Origin of the sequence: Aurantimonas sp. NFXS3, from assembly GCF_049132005.1 — a bacterium.
GTDB classification, from domain to species: domain Bacteria; phylum Pseudomonadota; class Alphaproteobacteria; order Rhizobiales; family Rhizobiaceae; genus Aurantimonas; species Aurantimonas coralicida.
Window position 1 is genome coordinate 426,792 of record NZ_JAGDDZ010000002.1, and the last position, 14,993, is coordinate 441,784.

13 protein-coding genes are annotated in these 14,993 nt (G+C 70.4%); 8 read left to right on the forward strand and 5 right to left on the reverse strand.

Going from position 1 to position 14,993, the window contains the following annotated elements:
* The first annotated feature begins 3 nt into the window (after positions 1–3).
* The 4 genes from J3367_RS07160 to cobM are packed head-to-tail and all read left to right on the forward strand — an operon-like array spanning position 4 to position 4,584.
* A complete protein-coding gene (locus tag J3367_RS07160; RefSeq protein WP_024349417.1) occupies positions 4–1,227 on the forward strand; it encodes a bifunctional cobalt-precorrin-7 (C(5))-methyltransferase/cobalt-precorrin-6B (C(15))-methyltransferase in 1,224 nt (407 codons plus the stop codon).
* Complete coding sequence (gene cobI / locus J3367_RS07165) at positions 1,224–1,967, forward strand: precorrin-2 C(20)-methyltransferase (RefSeq protein WP_024349418.1); 744 nt, start codon at positions 1,224–1,226, stop codon at positions 1,965–1,967. Before J3367_RS07160 ends, cobI begins: the two co-directional genes overlap by 4 nt.
* Positions 1,964–3,808 (forward strand): precorrin-3B C(17)-methyltransferase, encoded by a 1,845-nt coding sequence (cobJ, locus tag J3367_RS07170; RefSeq protein ID WP_024349419.1) that lies wholly within the window; start codon positions 1,964–1,966, stop codon positions 3,806–3,808. The genes cobI and cobJ overlap by 4 nt, the downstream gene beginning before the upstream one ends.
* A complete protein-coding gene (gene cobM, locus J3367_RS07175; RefSeq protein WP_024349420.1) occupies positions 3,805–4,584 on the forward strand; it encodes a precorrin-4 C(11)-methyltransferase in 780 nt (259 codons plus the stop codon). The genes cobJ and cobM overlap by 4 nt, the downstream gene beginning before the upstream one ends.
* Here the strand turns inward: cobM and J3367_RS07180 are convergent.
* Together J3367_RS07180 and J3367_RS07185 are read right to left on the reverse strand one after the other, a co-directional pair.
* Positions 4,581–5,333 (reverse strand): cobalt-precorrin-6A reductase, encoded by a 753-nt coding sequence (locus tag J3367_RS07180; RefSeq protein ID WP_024349421.1) that lies wholly within the window; start codon positions 5,331–5,333, stop codon positions 4,581–4,583. The genes cobM and J3367_RS07180 overlap by 4 nt on opposite strands.
* A complete protein-coding gene (locus J3367_RS07185) occupies positions 5,317–6,444 on the reverse strand; it encodes a cobalt-precorrin-5B (C(1))-methyltransferase (protein ID WP_421460575.1) in 1,128 nt (375 codons plus the stop codon). The genes J3367_RS07180 and J3367_RS07185 overlap by 17 nt, the downstream gene beginning before the upstream one ends.
* Before the next feature lie 71 nt (positions 6,445–6,515).
* Here J3367_RS07185 and J3367_RS07190 point away from each other — a divergent pair, with 71 nt between their 5' ends.
* From J3367_RS07190 to cbiB, 3 genes are read left to right on the forward strand one after another with little or no spacing between them, the layout of a single operon-like run.
* Entirely contained in the window at positions 6,516–7,814 is a 1,299-nt protein-coding gene (locus J3367_RS07190) for a cobyrinate a,c-diamide synthase (protein WP_024349423.1), read from the forward strand.
* Positions 7,814–8,848 (forward strand): threonine-phosphate decarboxylase CobD, encoded by a 1,035-nt coding sequence (gene cobD / locus J3367_RS07195; protein ID WP_029702771.1) that lies wholly within the window; start codon positions 7,814–7,816, stop codon positions 8,846–8,848. The genes J3367_RS07190 and cobD overlap by 1 nt, the downstream gene beginning before the upstream one ends.
* Complete coding sequence (gene cbiB, locus J3367_RS07200) at positions 8,845–9,834, forward strand: adenosylcobinamide-phosphate synthase CbiB (RefSeq protein ID WP_421460577.1); 990 nt, start codon at positions 8,845–8,847, stop codon at positions 9,832–9,834. Before cobD ends, cbiB begins: the two co-directional genes overlap by 4 nt.
* 5 nt (positions 9,835–9,839) lie before the next feature.
* On the opposite strand, the gene J3367_RS07205 is transcribed toward cbiB, so the two are convergent.
* Complete coding sequence (locus J3367_RS07205; RefSeq protein ID WP_024349426.1) at positions 9,840–10,616, reverse strand: adenosylcobinamide-GDP ribazoletransferase; 777 nt, start codon at positions 10,614–10,616, stop codon at positions 9,840–9,842.
* Positions 10,617–10,724: 108 nt separating this feature from the next.
* Here J3367_RS07205 and cobT point away from each other — a divergent pair, with 108 nt between their 5' ends.
* Positions 10,725–11,741 (forward strand): nicotinate-nucleotide--dimethylbenzimidazole phosphoribosyltransferase, encoded by a 1,017-nt coding sequence (gene cobT / locus J3367_RS07210; RefSeq protein ID WP_024349427.1) that lies wholly within the window; start codon positions 10,725–10,727, stop codon positions 11,739–11,741.
* On the opposite strand, the gene J3367_RS07215 is transcribed toward cobT, so the two are convergent.
* Both J3367_RS07215 and J3367_RS07220 read right to left on the reverse strand, forming a co-directional pair.
* Positions 11,738–14,164: an EAL domain-containing protein gene (locus J3367_RS07215; RefSeq protein WP_024349428.1), complete on the reverse strand. Its 2,427-nt coding sequence runs from the start codon at positions 14,162–14,164 to the stop codon at positions 11,738–11,740. The two genes, cobT and J3367_RS07215, sit on opposite strands and share 4 nt — an antisense overlap.
* Before the next feature lie 264 nt (positions 14,165–14,428).
* Entirely contained in the window at positions 14,429–14,842 is a 414-nt protein-coding gene (locus tag J3367_RS07220; protein WP_024349429.1) for a universal stress protein, read from the reverse strand.
* Positions 14,843–14,993: the final 151 nt, after the last annotated feature.

A 14,993-nucleotide genomic window follows, 5' to 3' on the forward strand; every position in this document is an offset into this window, starting at 1 on the left:
GCCATGACCGACGCGGCCCAGCCCTGGCTGACGGTGGTGGGGATCGGCGATGGCGGGCTCGACTCGCTGTCCTCGGAAGCGCTGGACGCGCTGCGCGCCGCCCGGACGATCTTCGGCGGCGAGCGCCATCTGGCGATGCTGGACGATTTCAGCGCCCAGCAGATCGCCTGGGAAAAGCCCTTCGGCGATTCCATGATCGCGCTGCAGGCCTGTGCCGGCTCGCCGACCGTGGTGCTGGCAACCGGCGATCCGATGTGGTTCGGCGTCGGCGCGACGCTGACGCGCCATGTCGACCCGGCCGAAATGCGGGTGCTGCCGTCGCCCTCGGCCTTCCAGCTGACCGCCGCTGCCCTCTGCTGGCCGCTGGCCGACTGCCAGTGCCTGACGGTGCACGGACGCCCGCTTGAGACCGTCTCGCGGCATCTGGCGCCGGACGCCCGGCTGCTGATCTATTCGGCGGACGGGAGCTCGCCGCAGGCTCTTGCGCGGCTCCTCACCGGGCGCGGCTACGGGCCCAGCCGGATCGTCGTCTGCGAGCATCTGGGCGGCACCCGCGAGCGCATTCGCGCGACGGTCGCGGCCGATTTCGACCTGACGGGCATCGCCGACCTCAACACCGTCGCGGTGGAATGCGTCGCCGGCCGGGCCGCCGAACCGCGGCCGCTGGTGCCGGGGCTTGCCGACGACGCTTTCGTCAATGACGGCAAGATGACCAAGCGGGTCCTGCGCGGCCTCGCCATCTCGGCATTGCAGCCGCTGCCGGGCCATCTCCTGTGGGATGTCGGCGCCGGCTCGGGCTCGATTTCGGTGGAATGGCTGCGCACGGCGCCCGGCATGGCGGCAATCGCCATCGAACCGGTCGAGGACCGTCTCGCCATGATCCGCGAGAATGCCGACGCGCTGGGCGTGCCCGAACTCCGCATCGTCGAGGGAACCGCTCCGGACGCCTACGCCGATCTGCCGGCCCCGGACGCGATCTTCATCGGTGGCGGTCTGACCGACGGCGTGTTCGACGCTGCCTGGGAGGCGCTGAAGCTCGGTGGGCGGATGGTCGCCCACGCTGTCACTCTCGAATCCGAAGCGATCCTTCTCGACCTGCATGCGCGGCTTGGCGGCGAGCTGATGCGCATCCAGGTCGACCGGGCCGAGAAGGTCGGCCCCTATCGCGGCTTCCGACCGGCCATGCCGGTCATCCACTGGCATGTGACCAAGAGCGACCGCCCGTGAGCGCGCCCGGTACCCTCTACGGGCTCGGCGTCGGGCCGGGCGATCCCGAACTCCTGACGCTGAAGGCGCTGCGCATCCTGAAGGCCGCGCCGGTGATCGCCTATCCCGCGCCCGATCACGGCACGAGCTTTGCCCGCGCCATCGTCGAAGGCTATCTGACCGGCGCGCAGGAAGAGATCGCCATCGTCGTGCCAATGCGCACCGAGCGCTTTCCCGCCGCCGCCATCTACGACGAGGCCGCGGCACGGATCGGCGACCGGCTGGCCGGTGGCCAGGACGTGGCGGTGTTCTGCGAGGGCGATCCGTTCTTCTACGGCTCCTTCATGTATCTCTTCGAGCGCCTGTCGGGCCGCTTTCCGGTCGAGATCGTACCCGGTGTTTCCTCGGTGATGGCCGCCACCGCCGCGTCGCGCCGCCCGCTGGCCGCCCGCAACGACATACTGACGGTGATCCCCGGGCCCCTCGACGACGACGCCCTGCGCCAGCGGATCGAGGCGTCCGACGCCTTCGCCATCATGAAGCTCGGGCGGCATTTCGGCCGCGTGAAGGCGCTGCTCGGCGCGATGAAGCTGACCGACGGCTGCGCCTATTGCGAGCGCGTGACCCTGCCCGAGGAGCGCATCATGCCGCTGGCCGACGTGACGGGCGACACCCCCTATTTCTCGATGATCCTCGGCTATCGCGGTGCCGAGCCCGGCATTCGGGACGCGGTCATCCAGCGCCGGGAGACCGCGCAATGACGAACCCGGCCATCATCATCCTGTCCGATGCCGCCCGGCCGCTCGCGGATCGCTTGGCGACGCATCTTGGCGGTGAGATTCACGCCGCTGCCGGTCGCTGCCTTGACGCGCCCGTTCGCTTCGAGGCCGCCGGTCCGCATCTGCAGGCGCTGTTCCGGGAGGGGCGGCCGATCGTTGCCGTGATGGCGGCGGGCGCGCTGATCCGCATCCTCGCGCCGCTGCTGTCGGACAAATCCGCCGAGCCGCCCGTCGTCGCCGTCGCCGAGGACGGCTCGGCCGCCGTGCCGCTGCTCGGTGGTCATCACGGCGCCAATGATCTCGCCCGGGCGATCGCGGCCGAACTCGGCGGCGTCGCCGCCGTCACCACCGCCGGCGACCTGCGCTTCGGCGTTGCGCTCGATGCGCCGCCGGCCGGCTGGCGGCTTGACAACCCGCAGGATGCCAAGCCCGCCATGGCGGCGCTCGTGGCCGGTGCCCATGCCAGGCTGGACGGCGAAGCCGCGCCTGCTGCCGGTTGGCTGACCGCCTCGCGGATTCCCTTTGCCGCGGACGGCGCGGTGCGCCTGCGCGCCAGCATGGAAGCAGGGGGACCGAACGCCGGCGAACTGCTCTATCGGCCGCAGAGCCTCGTTCTCGGCATCGGCAGCGAGCGCCATGCGCCCGCCGAGGAGGCCATCGCGCTGGCCGAGGCGACCCTTGCCGAAGCCGGCGTCAGCCCGCTGGCGTTGGCCGCCATCGCCTCCATCGACCTGAAGGCTGACGAACCGGCGGTTCATGCGGTGGCCGCGCATTTCGGCGTGCCCGCGCGGTTCTTCACGGCCGCCGCACTAGAGGCCGAGGCGCCGCGCCTCGCCACGCCCTCCGACATCGTCTTCGCCGAGACCGGCTGCCACGGCGTCGCCGAAGGGGCGGCGCTGGCATCCGTCGGCGCCAACGGGCGCCTGCGGCTCGCCAAGCGCAAGAGCCGCCGGGTCACCGCCGCACTCGCTGAGGCGCCACGGCCGCTGGACGCAGGCCGCATCGGCCGGGCGCGGGGCAGGCTCTCGGTGGTCGGCATCGGCCCGGGCGGCGCCGAATGGCGCTCGCCGGAGGTCAGCGACATGGTCGCCGCGGCCAGCGATCTCGTCGGCTATTCGCTCTATCTCGACCTGCTCGGTCCGCTGGCCGGCGGCAAGACGCGTCACGATTTCGACCTTGGCGAGGAGGAGGCGCGGGTGCGTCACGCCATGGAACTGGCCGGCGAGGGCCGCGACGTGGCGCTGGTCTGCTCGGGCGATGCCGGCATCTACGCCATGGCGACGCTGGTCTTCGAGCTCCTCGACAAGGACGGCGTGTCCGCTGACGCCAAACGCATCGCCATCGAATGCTCGCCGGGCATCTCGGCGCTGCAGGGCGCAGCGGCGCGTGCCGGGGCGCCGCTCGGCCACGATTTCTGCACTATCTCCCTCTCCGACCTGCTGACGCCCTGGGACGACATCCAGCGCCGGGTGCGCGCCGCGGGGGAGGGCGACTTCGTCATCGCCTTCTACAATCCCGTCTCGCGCAAGCGCCGCACCCAGCTCGCCTTCGCCCGCGACGAACTCTTGAAGCATCGCCCCGCCGACACCCCCGTGATCCTCGCCACCAATCTCGGCCGCACGGGCGAACGCCTGAGTGTCGTGCCGCTGAGCGCCCTCGACGTCGATGATGTCGACATGCTGACCGTGGTGATCGTCGGCTCGTCCGACACGCGCACCGTCACCACCGGCGACGGGCGGGAGTGGGTCTACACGCCCCGCGGCTATGCCGGGAAGGCCGGTACCGGCATGGCGGAAAGCCCTCGAAAGGACAACGCGGCATGACCGTCCATTTCATCGGAGCCGGACCCGGCGCGCCCGACCTGATCACCGTGCGCGGCCTGCGCCTGATCGAATCCTGCCCGGTCTGCCTCTATGCCGGCTCGCTGGTGCCCGAGGCGGTGGTCAAGGCCGCACCCGAGGGGGCGAAGGTGCTCGACACGGCGCCGATGACGCTGGACGAGATCGTCGACGAGATGGCGGCGGCGCATGAACGCGGCGAGGACGTGGCCCGGGTGCATTCCGGCGACCCGTCGCTCTACGGCGCCATTGCCGAACAGATCCGCCGCCTGAAGGCGCTCGATATTCCCTTCGACATCACCCCCGGCGTGCCGGCCTTCGCCGCCGCCGCGGCAGCGCTGCAGACGGAGCTCACGGTTCCGGAAATCTGCCAGACGGTGATCCTGACGCGCACGGCGATGAAATCGTCGAAGATGCCGGAAGGCGAGGAGCTGTCGACGCTGGGCCAGAGCGGCGCGACGCTGGCGATCCACCTGTCGGTGCGCAATATCCCCCATATCCAGCGCGAGCTCCTGCCGCTGCCGGCCTATGGCGAGGATTGCCCGGCGGTGATCGCCTATCGCGTCGGCTGGCCCGACGAGGCGTTCATCCACGGCACGCTGGGCGACATTCACCGCAAGGCGCGCGAGGCCAAGCTGACCCGCACCGCGCTGATCTTCGTGGGCCGGGCACTGGGCGCCGAGGACTTCATCGATTCCAAGCTCTACGACGCCGGCCATGTCCATGTGCTGCGGCCGAGGCGCAAGCAGGCCGCGGTCTAGGCGGCGATGCCGAGGAGCGCGAGAACCGCGCCGAGCGAGCCGGCCAGCGGCGGCGGTGGGGCCGGGGGCCGCGCGATCATCACCACCGGCAGACCCAACCGGCGGGCCGCCTCGATCTTGGCGTATGACGTCGCGCCACCGGAATTGCGGCAGACGAGATGGGTGACGCCGAGCCGGCGCAGCAGCGCGGCTTCGGTCTCTGCGTCGGAGGATGGCCGGCCGAGGACGATCTCGGCGGCAAACGCCAGTGGCGGATCCGGCGGATCGATCATCCGCACGACGGGCGTCAGGTCCGGGCGATGGGCGAAGGGCGCGAGATGCTGTCGCCCCAGCGCAAGGAACGGCCTTGCGCCCATGGGCAGGGCGTCCCGCGCAGAGCCAAGGCAATCGACGTCGATCCAGGTGTCGTCCGCCTGCTTGTCCCAGGCTGGGCGGACGAACGCGATCCGCTGGACGCCGGCAAGCGCGGCGGCCCTGGCGGCGTTGCGCGAGATGCCGGCGGCGAAGGGATGGGTGGCATCCACCAGCCAGCTCACGCCAGACTCACGCAGGAAGGCTGCAAGCCCGTCTGCGCCGCCGAAGCCGCCGATGCGGATCTCGCAGCCCGCAGGAAGGATCGGCCGGGCCGTGCGGCCGGCGAGCGACAGCAGGATCCGCAGCGCGGGCTCGCTCGCGCAGAGCCGGCTTACCAGCGCGTTCGCCTCTGCGGTGCCGCCGAGGATCAGGATCGTCTCAGCCGGTGCGGGCAACCACGCCTCCGGCCCGGTCGAAGACGATGATGTGCGGCGTGACGGGGGCGCCGCGCAGGATCGCGGCGGCGTTGCCCTGCGCTCGCACGGCGATCGCGTCCGCAAGATCGATGTTCTCGGCTGCGCACAGGTCCAGCACGGCCTTGGCGGTGTTGGCGCCGAGGATCGTCTCGCGCAGCGCGGCACCGCGCCCGGGCGCGATCGTCTCGGCCAGGCCGGCGAGGAAAGCGAAGTCCACCTGGCTGCGGCCCGAATGCAAATCCATCGCGCCCTGGGCCAGCTTGGTCAGCTTGGCGAAGCCGCCGGCGATGGTGACGCGGGGCACCGGATGGGCGCGCAGATATTTGAGCAGACCGCCGGCGAAATCGCCCATGTCGAGATAGGCAATCTCGGGCAGCTCCGGATACAGCGCCCGCGCGGCATCCTCGCTGGCCGAGCCGGTGGCGCCCACGACATGGTCGAGCCCGGCCGCCCGCGCCACGTCGATGCCGCGGTGGATGGAGTGAATCCAGGCCGAGCAGGAGAAGGGGTGGACGATCCCGGTCGTGCCGAGGATCGACAGGCCGCCGAGAATACCGAGGCGCGGGTTCCAGGTTTTCGCCGCCAGCGCCTCGCCATCGGTGACCGACAGGGTGATCTCGACATCCGCCGATCGGCCGTGTTCGCCGCAGAGCGCTGCAACGACGTCGCGCATCATCTGCCGCGGCACCGGATTGATCGCCGCTTCGCCGACCGCGATGGGCAGGCCCTCGCGGGTCACCGTGCCGACGCCGGGCCCGGCGCGAAAGACGATGCCGGAGCCGGGGGCGCCGAAGCGGAGCGTCGCGACGATCTCGGCGAGATGGGTGACGTCGGGATCGTCGCCGGCATCCTTGATGATCGCCGCCACGGCGCGATCGTCGGTCAGTTCGGTACGGTTCAGCGCGAAGGCCGGCGTCTCGCCCTTGGGCAGGGTGATCGTCACCGGATCGGGGAAGTCGCCGGTCAGAAGCGCCGTGAGGGCCGCCTTGGTGGCTGCGGTGGCGCAGGCGCCAGTGGTCCAGCCGCGGCGCAGGCTTTCGCCCTTGTCGCGGGACCCGTCCGTCCTGTCGTCGCCGAGATTGAAGCCCATCGGCGCCTTATAGGCGGGGCGGGGGCCGGCGGAAAGCGTCCGGTTGCCGATGCGGGGCCGGGGGCCGGGCGATGAGCGGACTGATGATCGCCGCGCCCCATTCGGGCGCCGGCAAGACCAGCGTGACCCTCGGGCTCCTGCGAGCACTGCGGCGCCGCGCCATCTCGGTCGGATCGGCCAAGGCCGGGCCGGACTATATCGACCCCGCCTTCCATGCCGCCGCCAGCGGCGCGCCCTGCGTCAATCTCGACCCCTGGGCGATGCGGCCGGCGCTGCTCGCCGGACTGGCAGCAGAGGCCCGCGCGACGGGCGGTCTTGTCGTCGAGGCGATGATGGGCCTCTTCGATGGCGCGGCCGACGGCAGTGGTTCGGCCGCCGATCTCGCCGCAGGGCTCGACCTGAAGATCGTGCTGGTCGTCGATTGCGCCCGCCAGTCCCATTCGGTGGCGGCGCTGGTGCGGGGCTTCGCCAGCCATCGCGGGGATATCCGGATCGCGGGCCTGATCCTCAACCGTGTCGGCTCGCCGCGTCATGCCGCGCTGCTGACCGAGGCGCTGGCACCGCTTCGCATTCCGGTGCTGGGCGTGCTGCCGCGACAGGACGATCTTGCCCTGCCCGAGCGCCATCTGGGGCTGGTGCAGGCGGGCGAGCACGCCGATCTCGACGCGTTTCTCGACCGGGCCTCCGACTGGATCGAAGCCGGTTGCGACGTGCCGGCCCTTGCCGCTCTGGCCGGCGGCGACGATCCGGAGCGCAGCCTTGTTGCGGCGACACCGCTCGCCCCGCTCGGCCGCCATATGGCGATCGCCCGCGACGCGGCCTTCGCCTTTGCCTATCCGCATCTCTTGGATAGCTGGCGCCGGGCCGGGGCCGCGCTGTCCTTCTTCTCGCCGCTGGCCGACGAGGCGCCCGACGACCGGGCCGACGCGATCTATCTGCCGGGCGGTTATCCGGAGCTCCATGCCGGACAGATCGCCGGGGCCGGCCGCTTCAAGGCGGCCCTGCTGGCGGCGGCGGCGGCAAGGGGCGTTGCGATCTATGGCGAGTGCGGCGGCTACATGGTGCTGGGCGAGGCGCTGACCGATGCGGAGGGCGACACCCATCCGATGCTCGGCCTCCTGCCGCTGCGCACGAGCTTTCGCGAGCGCCGGCTGCATCTCGGCTATCGGCGCCTGACGCCGTGCGGCCCGGGTCCCTGGGCCGGACCGCTGCGGGCGCATGAGTTTCACTACACGGCCATCGTCTCGGAAGGGCCGGGCGACCCGCTGTTCACCGCCGAGGATGCGCGCGGCGAGGCACTGGGCGATTACGGCCTGCGGCGGGGAAGCGTCTTCGGCTCCTTCCTTCATCTCATCGACGGGGAGGCGTGATGGCGTCGCCTGATCCGAAGGCGCTCCAGCATGGCGGGGCACTGGATGCAGCGATCGCACGCCATGGCGGCGCGCGGGCCGACTGGCTCGACCTGTCGACCGGCATCAATCCGACGCCGCCCCGCCTGCCGGAACTCGATCCGGAGCTCTGGCAGCGGCTCCCCGAGGCCGGGCTCGAGCGCGCCGCGTTGGCGGCGGCGCGACGCTGCTACGGCGCGCCCGACATGGCCGGCGTCGTCGCCGCCCCAGGGACGCAGGCGCTGATTGCGGCGCTTCCGCATCTCTTCGCGCCGACGGATGTCGCGATCCTCGCGCCGACCTATTCCGAGCACGCCCTGACCTTCGCCGCCGCTGGCCACCGGGTCACCCGCTTCGCGGGGCTGGAGGCGGTGTCGGTCGAGGCGCGGATCGTGGTGGTCGTGAACCCGAACAATCCCGATGGCCGTGTCTTCGAGCCGGCGGAGCTACTTGTCCTCGCCGATCGGCTGGCGGCGCGGGACGGCCTTCTGATCGTCGACGAAGCCTTTGCCGATGTCGATGGGGCCCGCTCGCTCGCGCCCTGCACGGGTCGCGACGGGCTGCTTGTCTATCGCTCCTTTGGCAAGTTCTTCGGTCTGGCGGGGCTGCGCCTCGGTTTCGCCCTGACGACGCCGACCCTGGAAGCGCAGCTCGGGGAGAGGCTCGGCACCTGGGCCGTCTCCGGACCGGCGCTTGCCATCGGCGCGGCGCTGCTGGGCGATGACGCACTGGTGGCAGAGACGCGGGCCGGCATCCTGCGGCAGCAAGGGCTCCTGAGGGCCACGCTCGGCGCCGTCGGCCTGCCCCTGGTGGGCGGCACCGGCCTGTTCGCCACCGTCGCGCATCCGCGCGCCCACGATCTCTTTGCTGCACTCTGTCGGCGCCGCATTCTCACCCGTCCGTTCCAGACGCCCGGCGACTGGCTACGCTTCGGCAATCCGGCGGATGGAGCAGAGGCCGCGCGTCTCGAAACGGCGTTGCGCGCGGCGCTCGCCGAAATCGACGGCGCGCCATGAGCCTGCATTTCGCCCTGCTTCTTGCCGGGACGGGGCTGGACCGGCTGGTGGGCGACCCGGATTGGCTCTGGCGCCGTCTGCCGCATCCGGTGGTGCTGTTCGGCAAGGCCGTCGATGCGCTGGATGCGAGGCTCAACCGCGAGGGCTATTCCCAGGCCCGCCGGCGACGGAACGGCTTTGTCGCCGCTGCGATCCTCGTCGTCGGAGCGGCCGCGATCGGCTTCGCTCTGTCACGCGTCTTCGCCATGGCGGGTCCGCTCGGCTGGGTGCTGGAAATCCTCGTTCTGGCGGTGTTTCTCGCCCAGAAGAGCCTTGTCGACCATGTGCGCGCCGTCGCCGACGCGCTGGAGGGGGAGGGGCTCGCCGGAGGTCGGCGGGCGGTGGCGATGATCGTCGGCCGCGATCCCGATGCGCTCGACGAGGCCGGCGTCTGCCGGGCGGCCATCGAAAGTCTTGCCGAAAACGCCTCGGACGGGGTGGTGGCGCCGTTCCTCTGGTATCTGGTCTTCGGCCTGCCGGGGCTGCTGGCCTACAAGGCGGTCAACAGTGCCGATTCGATGATCGGCCACATGAATGCCCGCTACCGCGCCTTCGGTTTCGCCTCGGCGAAGCTCGACGACGCCATGAACTGGCCGGCGGCGCGGCTCACGGCGCTGCTCTTCGCCCTTGTCGCCGCATTTCATGCCCGCAGCCTGTCTCTCGTCGGATCGGTCATGGCGATTGCCCGGCGCGACGCGCCGCGGCATCGCTCGCCCAATGCCGGCTGGCCCGAGGCGGCGGTCGCGGCTTCCCTCGATCTGTCGCTGGGCGGCCCGCGAAGCTACGGCGAACTCGTGGTCGATGCGCCGATGCTCAATCCGGCGGGACGGCGCGCCGCAAATGTGACGGACATCGCGGCGGCGATCGGCCTGTTCGGCGGGATGGCCAATCTTCTCCTGTCGATCGCAGCGATCCTCGCGCTCGCAGCCTGGACCCTTGGCCTGTGAGCCTGTCAGCCGATGGAGATCGCAAGGCCCGTCAGCGCCGAAAGCTCGACGAGCTGCTGCGCGGCGCCGAGGCAATCGCCGGTCTGGCCGCCGAGCCGGCGTGTGATGAAACGACGGAAGCCGAAAAGGGTCAACGCCCCGAAGACGTAGCCGGCCAGTGTCGTCCCGATGCCACAGGCGATGAGACCGCCGCCCAGATAGAGGATCGTGCCAATCACGAGCGACAGCCGGCCGGTGCGGGTGTCGGGGCGGCCGACGCGGTCGGCGAGGCCGCCGGGATCGGCCGAGACGAGCGACGACCACAGCCAGGCCATGGCGCCGCGACTGACCGCCGCGACGGCGACGAGCGCCAGCGCCGCGCTGGGGGCTCCGTAGGTGCCGGCGAGTTCGGCGAAGAGGGCGATGCGCAGGACAACCGACAGGACGAGAGCCAGCGCGCCATAGCTGCCGACCCGGCTGTCCTTCATGATCGCCAGTGCGCGTTCGCGCTCGTGATGGCCGCCGAGCCCGTCGGCCACGTCGCCCAGCCCGTCCTCGTGCAGGGCGCCGGTGGTGAACACCAGCGCGGCGACGGCGAGCGTTGCGGCGACCAGCGGCGACAGGCCGAGCGCGGCGGCAAGCATCAGAACCACAGCCGCCGGCAGCGCGGCGATGACGCCCGCCACGGGAAAGGCGTGGGTGTCGTCGCCGAGGGGATGATGGCCGGTGAAGGCCCATGGGACCGGCGGCATGCGGGTGAGGAAAGCGAGGCTGCGCAGCGTCGCGGCGACATATCGCTCCATGGCGGCCCTTGCTCCCCGCGCGCGGCTGCGCCATTGCGGCGGCAACGCTTTCCATTCCCGAGCGGCGCCGCGCGCCGTCAACGTTCCGGAACCTAGAGGATTCGCTCCATGTCCACCACCGGACTGCCCTTCGACGACATTCGCGATCTGGTGCGCCGTATGCCCGGCCCCGACGTGGCTGCGGTGAACGCCAAGCGCGAGCGCGAGGCGCAATTGACCAAGCCGGCCGGCGCGCTCGGCCGCATGGAGGAGCTGTCGGAGTGGCTGGCCGCCTGGCAGGGGCGCCAGCCGGCGGTGCGGCGCCCGCTGGTCGCGGTCTTTGCCGGCAATCACGGCGTCACCCGGCAGGGCGTGTCGCCCTTCCCGCCCGAGGTGACGGCCCAGATGGTGTCGAACTTCGCGGCCGGCGGCGCGGCGATCAACCAGATCTGCGCGGCCTACGATCTCGGCCTGAAGGTCTTCGACCTGGCGCTGGAAGTGCCGACGAAGGACATCACCGAAGAGGCGGCGATGGACGAGCGCACCTGCGCCGCCACCATGGCCTTCGGCATGGAGGTGCTGGCCGGCGAGCCCGACCTCCTGTGCATCGGCGAGATGGGCATCGGCAACACCACCGTCGCGGCGGCGATCTTCACGGCGCTGTTCGGCGGCGAACCGCGCGATTGGGTCGGCCCCGGCGCGGGACAGGATTCGGCCGGGGTGGAAAAGAAGGCCGAGGTCGTGGCCCGGGCCCTGGCATGCCACGCGGGGCATCTGTCGGATCCGCTGGAGGTGCTGCGGCGCCTCGGCGGACGCGAGATCGCTGCGATGGCCGGTGCGATCCTCGCCGCGCGCATGCAGAAGGTGCCGGTGATCGTCGACGGTTTCGTCTCGACGGCGGCGGCGGCGGTGCTCCACGCCATGGACCCGCAGGCCCTCGATCATTGCCTGTTCGGCCATGTCTCGGCCGAGCCGGGACATATCCGGGCGCTGGAGACCATGAACAAGGTGCCGCTGCTCGCCCTCGGCATGCGGCTCGGAGAGGGCACCGGGGCGGCGCTGGCCGCCGGCATCGTCAAGGCGGCGGCGGAATGCCATTCCGGCATGGCGACCTTCGAGCAGGCGGCGGTCTCGAACCGGGTCTAGGCGCGCGCCAGCTCGCCGGGGCCGATCCCGGCGACGGCCTGTTGTATGGCGTCGCTGGTTTGCATGAGAGCCCGGGCGGCCTCGGCCGTCATGGGGCGGCCGAGGAGATAGCCCTGGGCCGTTCCGCAGCCGAGGTCGAGCAGGCGGGCCAGCTGCTCCTCGCTTTCCACGCCTTCGCCGGTGGTGGCGATCGACAGGTCTTTCGCCATCATGGTGACGGCCCGCAGCACCGCCAGCGAACTGACATCGTCGGGCGCGGAATCGATGAAGCTGCGGTCGATCTTGATCCGGTCGAGATCGAATTCGCGCAGATGCGCCAGCGACGAATAGCCGGTGCCGAAATCGTCCATCGCGATGCGCACGCCGAGGCTGCGCAGGGCGGTCAGGGTCGCATTGATCCGGCGGCCGTCGTCGACCATGGCCGTCTCGGTCAGCTCCAGCTCCAGGCGCTGCGCCGTCAGGCCGTGCTCGGCCAGCGCCCTCGTCACCTGCCGCAGCATGTCGGTCTTGTGCAGCTGGACCGGGGAGACGTTGACGGACACGTAGAGTTCGCCGGGCCAGCGACTGGCCTCGCGGCAGGCTTCGTTCAGCACCCATTCGCCGATCTCGGTGATCAGCCCGGTCTCCTCGGCCAAGGGGATGAAGTCGACGGGCGAGATCAGGCCGAGGGTCGGATGGGTCCAGCGGATCAGCGCTTCGAAGCCGACGAGTTCGCGCGTCGGCAGGTTGAACAGCGGCTGATAATTCAGCGAGAACTGGCCCTCCTTCAGCGCCCGGACCATGTCCATTTCCAGGTCCCGGCGCTTGACCGCATCCTCCATCATGCCGCTTTCGTAGCGCTCGATGCGGTTGCGGCCGTTCTTCTTGGCCTTGTAGAGGGCAAGATCCGCCTGACGGACGACCAGGTCCGGGTCGTCCACGTCGTCGGCCGTGGCGAGGCCGACGCTGCAGCCGATGCTGATGCGGTGCTTGTCGGCCGTGAAGGGGCGCTCGAAGCCCTCGACCACGCGGCGCGCCAGCGTATCGCTGTGTTCGTCGTCGCCCGGCAGGATCGCCAGCTCGTCGCCACCGAGGCGGAAGATCAGATCGTTCGGATCGCAGCAGGCCCGCAGCCGGTCCGCGACCTGGATGAGCAGCGCGTCGCCGACCGGATGGCCGAGCGTGTCGTTGACCGCCTTGAAGCGATCGAGGTCGATCATCACGATGGTGGTCGGCTTGGCCGAATCGAAGCGCGCCTTCAGCTCGTCCTGGAAGCTGCGGCGGTTCGGCAGTCCGGTCAGCGCATCGTGATAGGCCATGTGCGTGATCGTGGCCTGGACCTGCCGGGCCTCTGTCATGTCGTCATAGGTCAGGATCGCGCCGCCGTCGGCCATCGGGCAGCAGGCCACCCCGATGACCCGGCCGTCGGCGAGGTGGTGTTCGACCCGGGTGATGGTGGAGCGGCGCATCCAGACGGTGTGGTTGTCGATCACTCGGTCGATCCGCGCGGCGTCCCAGCCCGCCTTGTGGCCGAAATTGTCGAGGAAGGACGACAGGGCCAGCCCTGAGCGCAATTCGTTCGGGCCGATGCCGAGCAGCTCGTAGGCGCGCTCGTTGTGCAACGTGATGATCCCGTCCGGCCCGACCATGACGAGGCCGTTCGACATGTTCTGGAGCGCCGCCGACAGGACGCGCAGATGCTCCGCCGCGTCAGCTGCCGCCGCCCGCGAGGAGGCGTCCAGCTTCTCGCCGTTCACGGCCAGGATGAAGGCGGTGATGAAGATCATCAGCGCAGCGAGCGCGACGAAGGCCGACAGCGTCACCGGTTCGACGATCCAGACCTCGGCGGCCGGGGCGGCGCTGAGGGTCAGGCCCGCAATCGCGATGAAATGCAGGAAGCAGACGCCCAGCACCATCAGCGTGGCGACGGCGAGGCGCTGCTTGCCACGGGGCGGCATCGACATCGCCGCGGCAAAGAACCCGGCGCCGGCGAAGAGCGAGATCAGCGTGACCAGTGGATCGTAGGCGGCGAGGCACCCCTGCAACGCGCTCATGCCGGTGAAGTGCATGGCACCGACCCCGAGGCCGGCGATTGCGCCGAGCGCCATCCGGGCGGCCCGCGAATGCACGAGGACGGTCGCCGCCAGGGGCAGGCCGACGAACAGGATGCCGACGAACACCGACACGATCGTGACCATGGGATCGTAGCCGAGAATGACGTCGGGCCGGAAGCCGAGCATCGCCACGAAATGGGTCGTCCAGACGCCGAGGCCGGCGACCGCGGCGCTCACCGCCATCCATTTGTAGCGCCGGCCGCCTTCGACCGAACTGGCGCGGTCGAGAATGGTCAGGACGATCGCGGCCATGATGGCGCAGACGACGAGTGCCGTCGCGACGAAACCAAGGGAATGGTCGACGAGAAAGTTCTGCCCAAATGCGGCCAAGGAAACACCTGTCGCCGATATCCGGCCGTTTGGATCGGCAAACCGATCACGACGCTGAAACTAAGACGGCCGGACTTTGCCCTCCCTTCCGTGAAGGAAATGTAAAATTGACAGTAATGACAGGTGGTCAGGCGCGATGGCCGTCGTGCCGGCCGGCGCCCGGAACTCTTCCCTGAACGTGTCGGCATCGGCGGTGCGACGCGCGGCCACTGCACAAAACTGCGGCGGCGGCTTGCAGCGGATGCGGCGCCCAGGTCGCCCCGGTCAGCGCACCACGAAGACGGATGCGGAGGTGTGCGTGGCCAGATGGCCCGCATGGGATGTGAAGAGATGGTCCGGCAGCCCCGGAACATGCGAGGCCATGACCACGAGATCCGCGCCGCATTCGTCGATCGCGTCCAGAAGGGTGCGGCCCAGCTCGACGCTCGGATCGTGGCGGACATAGGCCTTCGACGTCTGCTCGACGCCGTGGTCGCGGGCCTGGCCCGCCGCGAAGGCCTCCAGCTTGCCGGCATATTCCTCCGGCGTATGGGCGACGCCGGACGGCGCGTTGGAGGTCACGCCGACATAGTGCACGGGGATATTGTAGAGGCTGGCGAGACCGGCGGCCGTCTTCAGCGCCTTGTCGAGCTTGTCGACATGGGTGAGGTCCACGGGGATCATGATCCTGGCATACATGGCGGTCTCCTTCGCGTTCGGGCTCCGACCGATATGCGCATGGCGCGGCGGCCGAAGGATTGACGGCGATCAAGTGTCCGTCCGGGTGCTCGCGATGACCCGGACGTGCGTCCGCTGGTCCAAGGTCACATAAGACCCTCGGCCGTCGCGT

Bases quoted from the DNA above. Each gene is read 5' to 3' on its own strand.
- cobT (WP_024349427.1), top strand. From the start codon at position 10,725: ATGTCCACCACCGGACTGCCCTTCGACGACATTCGCGATCTGGTGCGC.
- J3367_RS07205 (WP_024349426.1), bottom strand. From the start codon at position 10,616: ATGGAGCGATATGTCGCCGCGACGCTGCGCAGCCTCGCTTTCCTCACC.
- J3367_RS07185 (WP_421460575.1), bottom strand. From the start codon at position 6,444: ATGGGCTTCAATCTCGGCGACGACAGGACGGACGGGTCCCGCGACAAG.
- J3367_RS07220 (WP_024349429.1), bottom strand. From the start codon at position 14,842: ATGTATGCCAGGATCATGATCCCCGTGGACCTCACCCATGTCGACAAG.
- cbiB (WP_421460577.1), top strand. From the start codon at position 8,845: ATGAGCCTGCATTTCGCCCTGCTTCTTGCCGGGACGGGGCTGGACCGG.
- cobJ (WP_024349419.1), top strand. From the start codon at position 1,964: ATGACGAACCCGGCCATCATCATCCTGTCCGATGCCGCCCGGCCGCTC.
- J3367_RS07190 (WP_024349423.1), top strand. From the start codon at position 6,516: ATGAGCGGACTGATGATCGCCGCGCCCCATTCGGGCGCCGGCAAGACC.
- cobD (WP_029702771.1), top strand. From the start codon at position 7,814: ATGGCGTCGCCTGATCCGAAGGCGCTCCAGCATGGCGGGGCACTGGAT.
- J3367_RS07160 (WP_024349417.1), top strand. From the start codon at position 4: ATGACCGACGCGGCCCAGCCCTGGCTGACGGTGGTGGGGATCGGCGAT.
- cobM (WP_024349420.1), top strand. From the start codon at position 3,805: ATGACCGTCCATTTCATCGGAGCCGGACCCGGCGCGCCCGACCTGATC.